16 protein-coding genes are annotated in these 16,166 nt (G+C 45.5%); 9 read left to right on the top strand and 7 right to left on the bottom strand.

All coding sequences use genetic code 11. The features are described from left to right. Window positions 1-86: 86 nt before the first annotated feature. Window positions 87-1,283 carry a 1-deoxy-D-xylulose-5-phosphate reductoisomerase gene (gene dxr / locus AC2VDX_RS08720; protein ID WP_378182315.1) on the top strand — a complete coding sequence of 399 codons (1,197 nt, stop codon included), beginning with the start codon at window positions 87-89 and terminating at the stop codon, window positions 1,281-1,283. Window positions 1,284-1,318: 35 nt separating this feature from the next. On the opposite strand, the gene AC2VDX_RS08715 is transcribed toward dxr, so the two are convergent. The 3 genes from AC2VDX_RS08715 to psaC form a co-directional block, all read right to left on the bottom strand. Then, the gene (locus tag AC2VDX_RS08715; RefSeq protein WP_378182312.1) at window positions 1,319-2,128 is read right to left on the bottom strand and encodes a class I SAM-dependent methyltransferase; all 810 of its coding nucleotides are present in this window, start codon (window positions 2,126-2,128) and stop codon (window positions 1,319-1,321) included. Between the two features lie 181 nt (window positions 2,129-2,309). Continuing rightward, window positions 2,310-4,463, bottom strand: a complete 2,154-nt coding sequence (glmS, locus tag AC2VDX_RS08710; RefSeq protein ID WP_378182309.1) for a glutamine--fructose-6-phosphate transaminase (isomerizing) — start codon at window positions 4,461-4,463, stop codon at window positions 2,310-2,312. Window positions 4,464-4,647: 184 nt separating this feature from the next. Continuing rightward, window positions 4,648-4,896, bottom strand: a complete 249-nt coding sequence (gene psaC, locus AC2VDX_RS08705; RefSeq protein ID WP_089128523.1) for a photosystem I iron-sulfur center protein PsaC — start codon at window positions 4,894-4,896, stop codon at window positions 4,648-4,650. 304 nt (window positions 4,897-5,200) lie between these two features. On the opposite strand from psaC, the gene AC2VDX_RS08700 reads away from it, so the two are divergent. The 3 genes from AC2VDX_RS08700 to AC2VDX_RS08690 all read left to right on the top strand — a co-directional run bounded on the left by AC2VDX_RS08700 (window position 5,201) and on the right by AC2VDX_RS08690 (window position 7,217). Continuing rightward, entirely contained in the window at window positions 5,201-5,734 is a 534-nt protein-coding gene (locus AC2VDX_RS08700; protein ID WP_378182306.1) for an Hsp20/alpha crystallin family protein, read from the top strand. 258 nt (window positions 5,735-5,992) lie between these two features. Next, window positions 5,993-6,490: an Hsp20/alpha crystallin family protein gene (locus AC2VDX_RS08695; RefSeq protein WP_378182303.1), complete on the top strand. Its 498-nt coding sequence runs from the start codon at window positions 5,993-5,995 to the stop codon at window positions 6,488-6,490. A gap of 469 nt (window positions 6,491-6,959) precedes the next feature. Further along, the gene (locus tag AC2VDX_RS08690) at window positions 6,960-7,217 is read left to right on the top strand and encodes a CRR7 family NDH-1 assembly protein (protein ID WP_378183016.1); all 258 of its coding nucleotides are present in this window, start codon (window positions 6,960-6,962) and stop codon (window positions 7,215-7,217) included. A 25-nt stretch (window positions 7,218-7,242) separates the two neighbouring features. Here the strand turns inward: AC2VDX_RS08690 and AC2VDX_RS08685 are convergent, their stop codons facing one another. Then, window positions 7,243-7,788 (bottom strand): DUF2854 domain-containing protein, encoded by a 546-nt coding sequence (locus AC2VDX_RS08685; RefSeq protein ID WP_378182300.1) that lies wholly within the window; start codon window positions 7,786-7,788, stop codon window positions 7,243-7,245. 300 nt (window positions 7,789-8,088) lie between these two features. On the opposite strand from AC2VDX_RS08685, the gene AC2VDX_RS08680 reads away from it, so the two are divergent. Further along, window positions 8,089-8,349 carry a hypothetical protein gene (locus tag AC2VDX_RS08680; RefSeq protein ID WP_378182297.1) on the top strand — a complete coding sequence of 87 codons (261 nt, stop codon included), beginning with the start codon at window positions 8,089-8,091 and terminating at the stop codon, window positions 8,347-8,349. Between the two features lie 42 nt (window positions 8,350-8,391). Continuing rightward, window positions 8,392-8,574 carry a hypothetical protein gene (locus AC2VDX_RS08675; protein WP_190410508.1) on the top strand — a complete coding sequence of 61 codons (183 nt, stop codon included), beginning with the start codon at window positions 8,392-8,394 and terminating at the stop codon, window positions 8,572-8,574. Window positions 8,575-8,651: 77 nt separating this feature from the next. On the opposite strand, the gene AC2VDX_RS08670 is transcribed toward AC2VDX_RS08675, so the two are convergent. Both AC2VDX_RS08670 and AC2VDX_RS08665 read right to left on the bottom strand, forming a co-directional pair. Further along, window positions 8,652-9,050 (bottom strand): response regulator, encoded by a 399-nt coding sequence (locus AC2VDX_RS08670; RefSeq protein WP_378182293.1) that lies wholly within the window; start codon window positions 9,048-9,050, stop codon window positions 8,652-8,654. Window positions 9,051-9,383: 333 nt separating this feature from the next. Then, complete coding sequence (locus AC2VDX_RS08665; protein ID WP_378182290.1) at window positions 9,384-11,453, bottom strand: pentapeptide repeat-containing protein; 2,070 nt, start codon at window positions 11,451-11,453, stop codon at window positions 9,384-9,386. On the opposite strand from AC2VDX_RS08665, the gene AC2VDX_RS08660 reads away from it, so the two are divergent. Further along, window positions 11,422-12,615, top strand: a complete 1,194-nt coding sequence (locus AC2VDX_RS08660; protein WP_378182287.1) for a trypsin-like serine peptidase — start codon at window positions 11,422-11,424, stop codon at window positions 12,613-12,615. The genes AC2VDX_RS08665 and AC2VDX_RS08660 overlap by 32 nt on opposite strands. A 158-nt stretch (window positions 12,616-12,773) precedes the next feature. On the opposite strand, the gene AC2VDX_RS08655 is transcribed toward AC2VDX_RS08660, so the two are convergent. Beyond that, complete coding sequence (locus AC2VDX_RS08655) at window positions 12,774-13,910, bottom strand: caspase family protein (RefSeq protein WP_378182284.1); 1,137 nt, start codon at window positions 13,908-13,910, stop codon at window positions 12,774-12,776. 133 nt (window positions 13,911-14,043) lie between these two features. On the opposite strand from AC2VDX_RS08655, the gene AC2VDX_RS08650 reads away from it, so the two are divergent. Then, a complete protein-coding gene (locus AC2VDX_RS08650) occupies window positions 14,044-14,433 on the top strand; it encodes a CU044_2847 family protein (RefSeq protein WP_378182281.1) in 390 nt (129 codons plus the stop codon). Window positions 14,434-14,574: 141 nt separating this feature from the next. After that, window positions 14,575-16,035 (top strand): glycoside hydrolase family 13 protein, encoded by a 1,461-nt coding sequence (locus AC2VDX_RS08645; RefSeq protein ID WP_378182278.1) that lies wholly within the window; start codon window positions 14,575-14,577, stop codon window positions 16,033-16,035. Window positions 16,036-16,166: the final 131 nt, after the last annotated feature.

Here is a 16,166-nt window from a genome sequence, read left to right as displayed (position 1 = left end):
GATCTTTATCAATCCGCTCAGCTGAGATGTTAAGGATGAACCCCAAGCAATTTATAGTGGAATTGCCCCTGAATCCTTAAACAATTGTGAAAGCGATTACTCTCCTTGGCTCCACTGGCTCTATCGGGACTCAGACGCTAGATATTGTGGCTCAAAACCCGGAAAAGTTCAGAATCGTGGGGTTGGCAGCAGGGCGCAACGTGCCAATGCTTGCCGCACAGATTCGGCAGTTCCGACCGGAAATTGCCGCCATCTGTCAAGAAGACAAATTGTCTGAACTGAAAGAGGCGATCGCAGACCTCGATCCCCAACCAATCCTGCTAGCTGGGGAAACTGGGGTAATTGAAGTCGCCCGCTACGGCAATGCGGAAACTGTCGTCACCGGAATTGTCGGCTGTGCGGGGTTATTACCGACCATTGCCGCGATTGAAGCCGGGAAAGATATTGCTTTGGCGAATAAGGAAACTTTGATTGCTGGTGGCCCAGTGGTGCTGCCGCTGGTAGAGAAACACGGCGTGAAGCTGTTGCCAGCGGACTCCGAACATTCGGCAATTTTTCAGTGTCTCCAAGGCGTCCCTAAAGGCGGCTTGCGACGAATTCTGCTCACGGCTTCTGGCGGTGCCTTCCGCGATTTGCCTGTCGAGAAATTAGGCTCAGTCACGGTTGCAGACGCCCTGAAGCATCCCAATTGGTCGATGGGTCGCAAAATAACCATCGACTCTGCCACGTTGATGAATAAGGGGCTGGAAGTGATTGAGGCGCACTTCCTCTTTGGCATGGATTACGATGGCATCGAGATTGTCATCCATCCCCAAAGTATTATTCACTCGCTGATTGAGTTGCAAGATACGTCAGTCTTAGCTCAGTTGGGTTGGCCTGATATGCGTTTGCCGCTACTCTATGCCCTATCCTGGCCTGAGCGAATCTATACCGACTGGGAACCGTTAGATTTGGTGAAAGCTGGGAATCTCACTTTCAAGGAACCCGACCACGACAAGTATCCCTGTATGCAGTTAGCGTATGCGGCGGGTCGTGCGGGTGGTTCGATGCCTGCTGTCTTGAATGCGGCGAACGAACAGGCAGTGGCGCTATTTTTAGAAGAAAAAATTCAATTTTTGGATATTCCCCGTTGCATCGAATCAGTTTGCGATCGCTTCTCTTCTCACAACCGCTCAACTCCTAATCTCGATGACATCATTGCCGCAGACAAATGGGCAAGACAGGAAGCACTTGAGGTGAGTCAGCAGTTGCACAAAGGTAGTAGCGCCGCAGTAGTTCGTTAGCGTATTTCCTGGTCTTCCTTCTATCGCTCACCAACTCATTTTCTACCACGAACAAAGAATTTTGTAGTATCTTCCCAGACTCCTTTATCAGTTGCTAGTTTATCAATTTCTGCTCTGTACTCAACTTGCAGTTGATCTAATTGTGACTGTGATAGTTTTGCCAACAGCGGATTGCCTTTAAAACCTAAATTAAGTCCCTTCCAAGATAATTCGTCATCCCTTAGATGGCGATACCGTCCAGACGGCTCAATTTTGATCTCGATATCTCTAAAACCTGCCTGTTGTAGCAAATTGTGGCACTTTTCTGGAGTACCGAGTGTTTCGAGGATGTGTGGTAGCGATATGCCCAATACTCTAACGCAGATATTCCTGTAAACAGCTCCCATATAAGCTGTTTCGGGAGGACAAGTAAATGCCCCAAACCCTCCTGTTTTCAGGAAGCGATACCACCTTTGCAAACTAGCAGGAATATCAGTGAAAAGTACAATTGCCTCACAGCAAAAGATAGCATCAAAACAACTATCATTAAAGTTGATAGATTCTGCATCTGCCTCAATCAACTCGATGTTTTGTAAGGAAGCTGCTTCAACTTTAAGTTTGGCTTGATGGAGCATTCCCGGAGACATATCTATGCCAATAACATTGCCTTCCGAACCCACTTTCTGAGCAGCAGGAATTGCTAATAAACCCGTTCCAGTAGCAACATCAAGGATTTTATCTCTCTTCTGAATTGGGACAAATTCAAGTAGGAGATTGGCTTCAAGTGGATGGCGAGTTCCTTCTTCACAATCGTAGGTAGTTCTAGAATTGTAAAGTTCAATTACCTGTTGCTTGTAACTATTCATAATTCAATGAAATTGGTAATTTATGGGAGTATAGTAGTCCTAATTTGATTGGTAAAAAAAAGAACCGCAGTTGAGGAACGAAACCCAACAAATGCTTATGTTTTGTTGGGTTTCGTTCCTCAACCATTCCCTACGCGAACTTTATTCTCCTTGTACAACAAAAAAGGATTGCTATAACAGCTTATTCCACTGTCACCGACTTCGCCAAATTCCGAGGCTGATCTACATCTAAGCCGCGAAGCGCCGCAATGTGATAAGCCAACAGTTGCAACGGAATTACTGTGAGTATGGGAGAAAGTAACTCTTCCACAGCAGGAACGGGTAACAAATCATCAAATGTTTCCGCTGCTTCTGGGTCATTCATCGGCGTCACGCCAATCAAGCGGGAATCCCGCGCCTTCGCTTCCTGGGCATTAGAGAGGACTTTTTCGTAGACAGTCCCCGGCATGGCGATCGCTACTACGGGAACTTTAGCATCCAACAGTGCAATCGGGCCGTGTTTCATCTCTCCAGCGGGATAACCTTCGGCGTGGATATAGCTGATTTCTTTCAATTTCAGCGCCCCTTCCAAGGCAATCGGGAAATTAATCCCCCGTCCTAAAAAGATAAAATCTTTAGTTTCGGCAAAATCGTGAGTCAGATGTTCAATATAGCGCTCCTGACTTTCTAAAATCAGTTCAATCTGCGCTGGCAACTGCCGCAAGCCAATTAGAATTTGCTCTAACCGAATTGCCGATACTGTCTGACGCCGATAAGCTAAATCCAGCGCCAAACAGTAAAACGCCATCAGTTGGGCAACAAAGGTTTTAGTCGCCGCTACTCCAATTTCAATCCCCGCGTGGGTTTCGATAATCTGCGGCACCATCGTCCCCAAAGTGCTTTCTGGGCGATTGGTAATCCCTAGCAATCGCGTCTGAAATTGGGGCGGCTGACTGGCACGACGCTGGGATTCCATTGCCAAAGCCGCCAGCGTATCCGCTGTTTCTCCAGATTGGGTCACGCCAATTGTCAGCGTATTGGCAGTTAGAGGCGCGGGTGCATAGCGAAACTCAGAGGCATACTGCACGATGGTAGGAATTCCCGCTAACTGTTCCAGCAGGTATTTACCCACCAGTCCGGCGTGCCAACTGGTACCGCAGGCAAGAATTTGAACGTGTTCTAAATTCTCGTACAGTGACGCGGGTAAATTCAGTTTAATGGGAGATCGATCGGAGTCGGCGTTCCAATCCGCGTTCAGGTAAGCTTCTAAACAAGCGCGAACCACTCCCGGTTGCTCATAAATTTCCTTGAGCATAAAGTGCTTGAATCCCTGTTTTTCTACCTGTACGGGATTCCAACTCAGCGTCCGGGGACTTTTTTTGAGCCTATCGCCTGCAAAATTGTACACCTCAACGCCAATCGGCGTCATTCGTGCCAGTTCGCCATTTTCCAGCGTCAGGACGGCACGAGTGTGGGGAACCAGTGCAGGGGTATCAGAGGCGCAGAAAAATTCTCCTTGACCGAAACCAATGGTGAGGGGAGCTTGTTGCCGTGCCACAATCAATTCATCGGGATAGTCGGCACAGATAACCGCGATCGCAAACGCTCCCTCCAGTTTATTCACCGCCTGCCGTACCACTTCTAAAAAGGGAGAATGCTGACTTGTCACCGCTGAGTTCTGTATTTGCTGTGCCATCACTTCAGCCATTAATTGCGGGATTAACTCCGTATCCGTCCCCGCCTTCGTCACCGCTTGCCGCACCGCCTCTAAAAACGGAAACTGTTGAGGTGTAGAAGCTGAGTTGTGTACTTGCTGTCCGATTAGTTCAGCGATTAACTGGGGGATTAACTCCGTATCCGTCCCGGTTTTCGTCACCGCCTGCCGCACAGCCTCTAAAAACGGAAACGGTTGAGCTGTCGCCGCTGCTTGCTGCGCTTGCTGTGCCATTAGTTCGGCGATTAAGTGGGGAATCACCTCGGTATCGGTATCTGAGCGAAACTCGTGTCCCTTGGCTTTGAGTTCTTCTCGCAACTCCCGATAATTTTCAATAATCCCGTTTTGTACCACCGCGATTCGCTTAGCCGTATCCGTGTGGGGATGGGCGTTGTATTCTTCTGGCTTGCCGTGAGTCGCCCAGCGGGTGTGTCCGATGCCAATCGTCGCCGGATTGACTTCTCGTTGTAGCTTTTCGCGCAGGTTGTAGAGTTTGCCCTTTGCCCGCACGCAGTGGATGTCACCTTCCAAGACTGTGGCGATACCGGCAGAATCGTAGCCCCGATACTCCAGTTTTTCCAAGCCTGCCAGCAAAATTTCTGTCGCCGCTTGAGTGCCAATATAGCCAACGATTCCGCACATATATCACAACACTCCTGTTCGCACTTAATCTAAAGAGCTACTGGGCTATCCCAGGAACGTCAAGGTCAACAACATTGTATTGGTTACGGGCGATCGCGCTCTTGTTCCGCAAAAAAAGAGGGAGCAATTTGCCCCCTCGATGCCTTGGAATCGGAATGATAAAAAGTGTTTTCAAGCCAGCTTGTTAGTATGCCAAGCCCATGCTGCGAGTAGTTTCAGCATTGCTCAAATAAACCCGGATACTCAAAAAGTCGGTTGGACAGGCAGTTTCGCACCGCTTGCAACCTACACAATCTTCAGTCCGAGGAGATGAGGCAATCTGTTGAGCTTTACAGCCATCCCAGGGCACCATCTCTAGGACGTCCGTTGGGCAAGCGCGAACGCATTGGGTGCATCCAATGCAGGTGTCATAGATTTTAACGGTATGAGACATCGAAAAACGGCTCCTTTCTGAGTGTTCTCTACTAATGACACTAGAATCAAGGCTTAGTTTACCGCAGGCGCATAGACGCCTCTGCAAAAGGCCACAGAACTTCAAACTCTGTAATAGATTGCCCCTAATTGCGACTTTCCCACAGAGGCGGTGAAATCCCTCTGTCTCAAGGCGGTTTGCCTCACCGGCAAAGCTAGGTTGCCTTCGACATCATAAAGAAGTGTGAACGAAAGGCTTAACTCAGTTGCACAAAATTCAATTCAAGCTTTCGCAACAGACAAGTTTTAACCCTGGGGAACCTACTATGGCATTGATTCGTTGGCAACCTTTTCAAGAAATGGAAACCCTGCGTCGTCAAATGGATCGAATGTTTGACGAACTGGCAAGCGTTAATCGGGATGCTCTAATAAGCTGGAAGCCTGCGATTGAGCTGCAAGATACAGAGGACAGCCTGATCCTGCGGGCGCAAATTCCTGGCATCGAAGCCAAAGACCTTGATATCCGCCTTTCTCGTGAAGCGGTGGTCATTACGGGCGATCGCCGCTACGAAAAGAAAGAACAAGAAGGCGGTTACGTCCGTTCTGAGTTCCGTTACGGAAATTTCCAGCGCCTGATTCCTCTGCCAGTTGCGATTCAGAACGAGCAAGCCAAGGCTGAATTTAAGGATGGCATCCTGACGTTGACGCTGCCTAAAGTCACCCAAGCGCGGCGTACCGTCGTCAAGCTCAATCTAGCAGATACCACCAGCGCGACTCCAGAAGTCACCGACGCACCCGTTGCTGATGCGAAGAATCCCGAAGCCACTCAGGTTGCCGAACCCGCTAGTGTCTGGGATTAATTCAGATGATTTTGGGTCGATGGTAGCAGCTAAGATTTTTTAGTCTAACGACTCAACCGCTGAGCGTCAGCAACTCAGCGGTTATTTTTTGGCATTCTCCCAGAAGTCGGGAAAATCCCCTAAAAGACCATTCGGTTTTCCTCACTGACGCAACCGGACTGCTTTGACATTATAAAAATGTGGGAACTAAAAGCTTCATCCCATTGAACAGATTTCAATTCAAGCATTTAGTCACTGCAAATTGGAGGTAACTGATTTATGGCACTGATTCGTTGGCAATCTTTCCCAGAAATGGAAACCCTGCGTCGTCAAATGGATCAAATGTTTGATGAACTTGCCGGAAGCGATCGCTCAGCTTCTCGCCAGTACAGCACAAGTTGGAAGCCTGCCATTGAACTCCAAGACACTGAAGACCATCTGATCCTACGGGCTGAAATTCCTGGCGTAGAAGGCAAGGACATTGATGTCCAAATTACTCGTGAAGCCATCGCCATTAGCGGCGAACATCGGTTTGAGAACAAGAACGAAGAAAAAGGCTTCTTCCGCTCCGAGTTCCGCTATGGTAGTTTCCAGCGCGTGATTCCTCTGCCAGTGCCCATTCAGAACGAGCAAGCCAAGGCTGACTTCCAGAATGGCATCCTGACGTTGACCCTGCCTAAAGTCACGGAAGCGCGGCGTACCGTCGTCAAACTAAATTTAGGCGATCGCACCAGCGCTACTCCAGAATTGACCAGTCAGTCAACTCAGCCAAGCTAACCACGCCAGCGTTAACTAATCTTGCCCTCCCGAAGGGTCTTGAGCCTGGGTAAGAGAATAATAGCCTAATTTAATCATCTAACCGCTGAGTCGTCTTCAGTGGAATCCTGATATCTTGCACCAACCCGACAACCCGCCCGGAACTCAAGTTCCACAGCTTATAGCGAAAGTCCTCTTCAGAGGACTAATAAAGAGTTTCAGTCCATTTTAATGGACTTCAGCTATTAGCCAGTGATTTGAATCGCTGGCGGGTTAACAGCGTAGGTGCAAGATATGAGGAATCCCAACCCTCCACTCAGCGGCTATTTTTTTGCATTGCACCTTGAAAAAGATAGTTATTCTACAGACAATCCCCCATTTAGATTGCCCCTACAAAAAAACCATCTCCTAATTGGACAATGCCATCTTTTTGGCTACCGTCAAGAGCGATACACTTGTGCAAGATGTGTTCTTTGGGAAAAAACTCAAAATGCCAGATTCCTTGATGTATCGGCAAGATGCCTTCGTTGTTCTGGAACCCAACCAACCAGAGCAATTCCTCACTCCCGCAGAAATGTTAGAAAAACTGAAGGCAATTTTGGCAACTCGTCAAGATAACCTACCGCCAGATTTGCAAAAATTTCCCTCAGTAGAAGCTCAAGCTCAATACCTGCTAGAAACGTCCTGCGAATTAGATATGGAGCCAGGACAATTTTTACAGTGGTATGTCGTGCGTTTAGAAAAATAAAAGCGGAGTTCCTGTGCCCCTACGTTTAGGGTGTAGCAATTAGCGCCACGTCAACACGTTGTTCAGCAGGTTGAGACAGGGTTACGCGCACACCAGGGCCAAAAAACCCCTCTATTTTCTCCAGCTTCTGTTGCCAAATTTCCAGAGGAATGAGCGGCGACTCAAATTCCAATACTAAAGTGTAAGCCCCAGCGATCGCAGTTTCGTGTAATCCTGTAAGCACAGGTCTTTCTTCGTCGGTTGGACTCAGACCCAAGCGACTCAAAGAGCTATCGAGATGAGCATCTTGACCGTAGCGATAGCGGGTGACATCTAGACGAATTTGGTTTTGAGTCGTAGTTGCTTGCTGTTCTCGGAGTGCCAGTATGTCCTTGGAAGTGGGTTGCGTGAACGGTACGGGCGTAAGTTCTGAGGCTTTGAGGGCAAGCCCTCCCAGCAACAGGGGAATTCCATAGAAGAATCCTGCCAGATTCAGCGTCGGGTTGTCGGTAACGTAAGCGACAAGTCCCGCCAAAAATAAAACGCCACCCACACTTAAACCCAACGTTCCCAAAGAAGTTTGACGTAACATTTTAATTAGGATACCCAATTTACAATCTCTTCAGCTTTATTATCCTTGGCACTGGGTAACATCTCTACTACGGGTGGGACTTTCGTTAAAATTATGTGCATCGCTTTGGGTCACGATTGGGAAGCACGAAGCTGAAGAAGTCTCACTAATTTCATAGCCCTTGACGAATGAGTGCAGAATCTGTAAAGTAGCGCATCAACCAACGGCAATTCGTAACTTAGGGCGGTTACAAAAGAAACCCGTATTATCAAAATAAGTCGCTGTTGTCCGCTGCCATCAATTCATAACTGAGATAATAAAATGATTCAAGAAGACAATTCCGGGACTACAAAAAAGAGTAAAGCCATCCTAGACCAGCTCAAAACGCTGAAGCAGGAAGATGAAACGCTTTATAACATCCTGGCTGTAGATGTTTGGGCTTTAGCCAAAACAATGGATGAGTTTCAACCAGGATTTTGGTCGGCTTTTATGAAAAATCGAGAGAAGGCGCTGAAGCGGTTTATTGCTGAAGTGATTAAAAATAAGCCTGCCGATCCGAAACGTCCTCCCTTCCTTCGCTAGGATTAATTATTGTAAATAAATAGTCGAGCGAGGAAGCACACAATGGACCCACAAACACTTAAGCAATGGATTAGCCAGATTGAACTCAAGCGTGAGTCGCTGGTACGGCTTCTGGAGGAACCAAACCTGGGAACTCTACGAATTGATGTTAATCAGGCACTCGAAGAAATTGACGACCTAATTGATGAATTTAGGCGCACCTTCCCAGAGGCAGATGCCAATTAGAAACTAATGCCTTGCCGAGCTGATTGCTCTAGCCAAGAGGCTACGGCAAGGACTCCAATCACTACTTGCACCCCTTTCTAATGACTGACTGCCCGCTGCCCTAGCTGCGTGACTAGAGCAATCAGCTCTTGAGTAGCGGTGTCTTTTTTACAAAAAGCATCAATTCTGGCAGTTTGGCTCATCACCTCAATCTGCGGGTCTTCGACTGAGGAATAGGCAATAATCTGAGTGTGTGGATCGATGTGCTTGATCTGGGTAGATGCGCTCAAACCGTCTAATACTGGCATTTGTAGATCGAGAATAATCACATCAGGGCGGTGACGCTCGACCATCTCAATGGCTTCTTGACCGTTACTAGCCAGTCCAACTAACTCGATGTTCGCCTGACTCTGGAATGCTAATTTCAGGCTAAAACGAGTCAGCTCGTGGTCATCAACAACAAGAACACGGAGAAGGGGGTGCTGACAGGACAACATAAGAGGATAACTATATCATCTGACGGTTCTAGTGTAGGGGCATATGATACAAAAGTCCCTCTATCGTCCGAGCGAACTGCTGCAAGAAATACTCATTTTACCTCCAAACAAAGCCGATATTTTCCTAAAGTTTAAATATTTATAAAGAAATTCAAAATTTTAGTTTTTATGTGTATGTGCCAATATCGCTCTTAAGTTTCAGCCATTCGCTCTCTAGGATACCAAGACTTTTTCGGGCTGTCCTCTCCACCTGGAGGGATAGGCTAAAAGAGCGATCGCCCTGTTGATTGAGTAGAGAGTGCGATCGCGCTCCTTAATTACTTCTAATGGCTGCTAGCTTAGTTGGGCCTTCGCTTCTCGGATGGCTGTGGCGATCGCGCTCTCTGGCATAGCATCAGCAATTTGCTGTCCTTGTTGAACAAAAAATTGTTTGAAAAAAGGATCTTTTCTAGCTTCCGTCAGGATTATTTGTTGAATCAGTTCTGCTTGTTGATTTGCAGTATTAGCAACACTTTGTCTTTGTAATTGCTCCAATAGGCTTTGAACGACTGGAGTGACTTGCGCTGGATCGCCGCCATTAGCAACGATACTGCGAATCTTACTAGAAGCTTCGTCATAATCAATTTGCCCAGACCCGGCAAGGTTTGTAATCGTACTGCCAACAATGAAAAAACTATTACCAAAAGGTCTTTTACTGGATTCTTTTAATGCTTCTGCCTGATCTGCTGCAATGCCTAAAAGCTTGTTAATCTGCTGTTCTTTGGTAGTCAGTAGACTATGAATTTCGTCGTAAATTGCATTGACACGTTCTTCCACCTGTTGCCTAGGAACTCCCTCTTTGTGAGTAACTTTAACCACCCACAAGTCTCCCCGTTGCTCAACACCCTTCAGTTCCAAGTCTAATCCCTCATCCTCCAACTGAAATTTGCGGAGTGTGAAGCTCAAAGCACGCCAGTTTACACCTTCCTTAAAAACTAACTCAACTACATTGCCCACTTCTTGAAACAGAGCTTCAAATTCCCCGGCTTCAAAGTTTCGTCCTACTGGATAGCGATCGGTTGGCTCCCCCTTATCATCTAATCTTCGGTAGATATAATCACATTCAACCGTTGCAAAACAAGTTTGGTTATTGACACTCCAATCCTCAATACAAATTCCAGTTAAAATAGCCCTGGTAAAGTCAACTCCTGTAACCTGAGCGCGAACTAAAATACTCCCCCGTAGATCGGCACCCTGTAAATCTGCTCCGTTCAAGTTGGTCTCTATCAGCTTAAAGTGCCGCATATCTGCATTTCGCACATATGCCCCTTGCAAGTTGAGTCGGCTAAAGTCTGTATCTTCACTACATCCATGAGTTAGCAGTTTCTGTACTTTTGGGTTGGTCAAATCCAGGTATCGATTATCAACTCTAGCCCTATCTAGTCCAGTTACTCCTTGTAGACAAGTCCGGTACAATTTTCGCGTCCGTAAATCAGTATTTGCTAACTTTGCTTCAGTAAAATCAATACCACTCAGGTCTAAGTCATAAAATGATGTACTGCCCCAAGAGCTGACTGCGATCGCCCAATTTCGCAAAAACTCGAATTGACTAAGGTATTTCTTACTTAAATTTGTGGCTATTACACTGACTGCTATTACACCAAAACTTGAAATTGTGCCGCCCAAGGTAGATATATGTTTCACAGTAATAGTGGGTTCTCTTGTTTTGTTGTCTACAATCTCAGAAAAATCTGAGGTAATACTTGTAGTTAGTGAAGTAATCATAATAATGAGAAACCAGGTTGCTTGAAGCAGATTTTTATTTCTTTTAAATGAAGTAGAAATTAAAGCAATAGCTAAACTTCCGGAAATTAGGCTTATAATCGCAAAAACTATTCCCAAAGGAGTCACAATCATATTTTGAATACTATGATCGATAGCTGAAGAAATATGTTTATCATAACTTGGCAGTAATTCAAGCTTTGCCACTAAAGCTGTTATCAATAACGCTATAAAAAAAACTATTGATGCTACTAACAGGCCTCTAGCTACATTTCCACGAATAGTAGTAATAATCCAAGCAATAACTACCAGAATCATCCACAAAATCTCAATCCAGAATGAATCAGGCTGTAAAGTTATGTAAAGAAAAGTATATGCTCCAAAAAAGCTAGATATAATACCAGATGTTATACATAAAATAGCTACAACTATAAGTAGCCAAGCTTTTACCAGAAGCGGCTGCCCAGCAATAATGTTACGCAGTTCTGGCTGTAAAGATTCTTGAGAAAAATGCCAGCCTTGGATGTTTTGTCCCGAATAAATAATTCGCTTTGAGCTGTTAGAGGGCATCTTAATTTCACCAAGTAATGTTTTAGTTAAAAATAAAATTATGAGTATTACTGTAACTCCTTGGCGTGACAAATTAATACAAACTAGATTTCTTCCAATAATCTTTAGAGGAAGATTAAGATTAAGTGCTATACCATCTGAGCCTGGGGAAAATTATCCTGTTGATGCCATTGCTGATGCTAAGCTAGTAGAAATTGTAAATTCGCGTTTTGATCCCGATCGTGCATCGCTCATTAGTGCAGTTTTTGGAACTCCTGATTTTATACCATTTTCCTTTCTAGAACTAGGGTTAAGGCGAGGTGCTGCTGTATGCCGACTGGTTCAAGACTTTTCTGATTCAACCGGGAAAGATCTAGTGGAGGCAATTTTTGAGCTTGAAAAGCAATTAGAGAATCAGAGCAAAGACAAAATATTCCTTAGACCAGAACTAGAGGAAATATTTTCGATGTCCGAGAAGGGACAAGATTTTGCCGAGAATTTTTTTCAGGGAGTTGATGAAGCACGTCCATCAAATGCACTTAAAGATACAGAACGCTTTAGAAAACTGCTACCTATTCCAGTGGCAACAGGATTTTTAGTTGGAAGCAGCTACTTAATGACCAACAATCACGTACTTCCTAGTAAGGAAGTATGTGATGAGTGTATAGCCGAATTTGGGTATGACCAAGATGTTCTTGGACGCAAAATCTCTCCTATACAATACAAACTTGATTCAGAAGGTTTTTTTGAAACTAATGAAGAATTAGATTATACCTTAGTTAAATTACAAGACAGACCTCAAGATATAAAATTATCTAATTTAGGGAAAGCAGGCTATTATTTTGGCTGGATTACTTTAGATGAAAAATCTATAAACATCGCACCACCTATAGATGATAAAAAAGTTGCAGAACTTCAAGCAAAAGGATTTCAGCTAAAAATTCCGCAAGGGCAAAGTATGGAAGGAGAGCCAGTTAACATCATTCAGCATCCAAAAGGAAAGCGCAAGCAAGTCATTCTTTCTAGTAATCGAGTTACTAATATTTATGAAAAATTTATACAATATCAAGCTGATGCTGATTTTAGTTCTTCTGGTAGCCCAGTATTTAATCAACAATGGGAATTAGTAGCTTTACATCATGCGGCAGTAGCAAAGACCAAAGATGATTCTACTTTGGAAATAGAGGTAGAGCAGGGTATAAGAACTTGTGAAATTGTCAAAGATTTAAAGAAAAAAAAGAAGACTATCAAGTAGAGTTTGAAAAGGATAATCTGGCCAAGCAGGGGCTAGATCCCAGAGCTGAAAAGATTCAAAATTTCCTCAACGCTTTTGTTAATACAGAAGAAAAAAAGGCTGATAATAATCCAGTTCAAGCTACTTACACTTAGCTACCTAACGTTGTTTTTTGTACTTCAACACCTCAAATTTTTGATTTCTTGTTCATAATTATCAATCTTTTGCCGCAGTCGCTCTTGTTCGACTTTGGCTATTTGGCGTTCTTTTGGGTCACTTGTAAGTCTTTCTTGTTGTTCATAGTCTTCTAGAAGTTCGAGGGCATAATCTAGTTGCTTGGAAAGACTTTGACACCGACGCTGCGTGACTGAAGAATTTGTTGTTTGAGAACTAGAGGAATTAAAAGTTATGTTGCGGATTTGGTTAGGTGCTTCATTGTTGACAACTTGTCCAGTCCCCGCAAAGTTGGTGACAGTAGCATCTGACACTATGTTAAAGGAGTAATTATTTAAAGGGTGGACTGGTTCAGGTGTAGCAACGGACGACTGATTGCTAGCGGGATATGTGACTAAGGGAATGGAGCGTCCCCAGCCCATGCGGATGGGTTCCTGTCCTGAGCCTTTTAGTTCTTTACGAATGTGGTCAAACAGGCGATCGCCACTAATCTGCCCATCGTCTCCAGCATTTTCTGGTGACAAACCGTTGACGATGGCTCCTGTGAATAAACTGTGCTGCTCACCTCCATAAGCTTTTTCAAAGCCTCGACAGGCTGTAATCAAATAGTAATCCTTGTGCGAACTGAAGGCGGTAAGCGTTTGTTCTACTAGATTGCGTTCTAGAAAATATCCGCCATGACAACAATCGAGTAGCACTACCAGGCTATTTAGCTGAGAAGCACGGATGAGATTATTGAGGCTGTCAAGAGCAATCCCACGCCTTTGCTCAACAACTTGATTACCCTCCATCTCGATCGTGCAATCTGAAGTGGCTAAGTATCCCTCTGTTTGCCCTAAAGAATCGGAGACAGTGATACCGTGACCTGTAAAGTATATTAGTGCCTCGCTATTTGCAGCCTGCTCTAGCAAAAAGTGTCGTAAGGTTTTACCCAACTCAGCACCGGTGACTCCCCCTGCTACCATCTCATAGCAGTTCTTATCAGAGTTCCAACGTGCAGGTAGTCGTTTCACTTCCTGGAAATTACCATATTGCTCTAATAGCTGCCCTACAGCTTCAGCATCACTCGTCGTTTTCTGAAGGCAGGGCAGGAGGGGAGTTTGATACTCCGCAATTCCAATAACAAGCGCATATCGAGCCATCTAGCAGAACCTGAGTTTCAAATACTAAAGTTAGTTGACAGGCACCATTAAGGGCTGTGTTAATTGAAACACTAGAATAACTCAGCCTTCCAAAAACAGCCTCTAACCCATACAAACTTTAACTCAAACAGCCATGTCTGAACTGCAACGTCTGGTCTTTGAAGCAGATGGCCAAACTTACGACATTTACATTGACTCATCTGTCACTTCAGTATCACCTACTTCAGAGGTACAGGGAAGAGGTCGAGAAGAATACGGGATTCGAGATAATGCTGTAGTGAGCATGCAGCAAGCGCGGCAGATGATTCGGGGCTATGCGATGTATGCCATCAGTGCTTTTAAAGACTTCGGTGCCGCTGAGATTGAGGAGGTGACGCTGAAATTTGGCATGAAACTGGGTGGTTCAGCGGGCATCCCTTACATTACTGAAGGCAAGGCAGAAAGCAATTTGGAAATTGAGGTGAAGTGTAAGTTTTCCGATAAATCAAAACTTGGTTCGCCGCCGCCAAATTCAGTGTCCTAAAGCACAACAACTGAAAACAGAAACCTGACTTTCTCTGAAAACTTGCAATCTGGGCTAAATCATCCCTGAGTTTCACCCAGAGGGTAGAACCCGAAAGCTGCCAGCCTTTGTACCGTGTTGGTTGTGGAGAGGGAGTTATTCATGCAGATACAGACGCCAGATTGGGTTAAGCACGCGGTTTTTTACCAGATTTTTCCGGATCGCTTTGCTAAAACTAAGCAGCCTCACAAGCGGCTTTTGAAGAATATGCGTTGGGAAGATTGGCACGAAATGCCGACGCTGCAGGGGTACAAGGGCGGCGATTTGTGGGGGGTGATAGAACAGATGGATTACTTGCAGGATCTAGGAATTAATGCAATTTACTTTACGCCCATTTTTCAATCGGCTAGCAATCACCGCTATCATACTCACGACTATTACCAAGTCGATCCGATGTTGGGGGGGAATGGCGCTTTTCGGGAATTGCTAGAAGCTGCCCACGAACGGAATATTAAGGTGGTGCTGGATGGGGTGTTTAATCACTCTAGTCGGGGCTTTTTCTTCTTCCACGATGTTCTGGAAAATGGCCCCAATTCGCCTTGGCTGGATTGGTTTAAGATTCACGAATGGCCTGTATCCCCCTATAACGGCGAGTTTCCGGCTAACTATGAGGGTTGGGATGGAAATCGGGCGTTGCCAGTGTTCAACCATGAAAATCCTGAAGTGCGGGAATATATTATGGAGATTGCCGAATATTGGATTAAGTTCGGCGTTGATGGTTGGCGGTTGGATGTGCCGTTTGAGATTAAGGCTGATGGATTTTGGCAAGAATTCCGCGATCGCGTGAAAGCCATTAACCCAGAAGCTTATATCGTGGGGGAAGTCTGGGGAGATTCCCGCGAATGGCTGGATGGGACTCAGTTTGACGGGGTGATGAACTATCTATTTGCTGCACCGACAATTGCTTTTGCCGCAGGCGATCGCGTAGATATGGAGCAAGTGAAAGATCGTTCTTACCATCCTTACCCACCGCTGTTCGCCGCCGAATATGGCGAAAAAATCCAGCAATTGTTGGAACTATACCCGTGGGATATTCAACTGACACAGTTGAATTTGTTAGCTAGTCACGATACGGCGCGGCTGATTTCCATTGCTGGCGGCGACAAGGAGAGTGTTCAACTAGCAACATTGCTGCTATTAACTTATCCCGGTGCGCCCAGCGTCTACTACGGAGATGAAGTGGGATTACCGGGAAAACTCGATCCCGACTCGCGCCGAGGCTTTCCGATGGAAGCCCACTGGGAGCGTGATGTTCTAGATTATCACAAGCAACTCATCGCCCTGCGTCACGAATATCCAGCCTTGCGTACAGGTTCTTACCACGTTCTGTTTGCTGAAGGAACGGTTTACGTCTTTGCCCGAAAATTAGGAGATGAGGAACTGATTGTTGCCGTTAACGTGGGGACGGCACCGGCAGATCATCTGAGTTTTGAGGTGGCGGGATTACAATCCCAGCCTCATCAGCAATTATATGGCACTGCTGAGGTGTCATGGAGTAGTGAGGGAGAATCTAACCATCTGTCCTTGCATTTGCCACCGCGTAGTGGATGCATCCTAGGTTGAGCTGATTCAACCAGGCGATCGCCTAAATCAAAAGAAGGCACCTTTGCAAAGGTGCCTCTTTATGTCAGCAAATTAGGGTTAGCGTGACCTACTTAATCGCCAGGTTTTAGGTCAATGAGTTATGTCTTTAG

It is taken from the genome of Coleofasciculus sp. H7-1, assembly GCF_057473865.1.
Note: the sequence above shows the minus strand (reverse complement) of the source record. Positions and strands in the feature narration are given on the sequence as shown.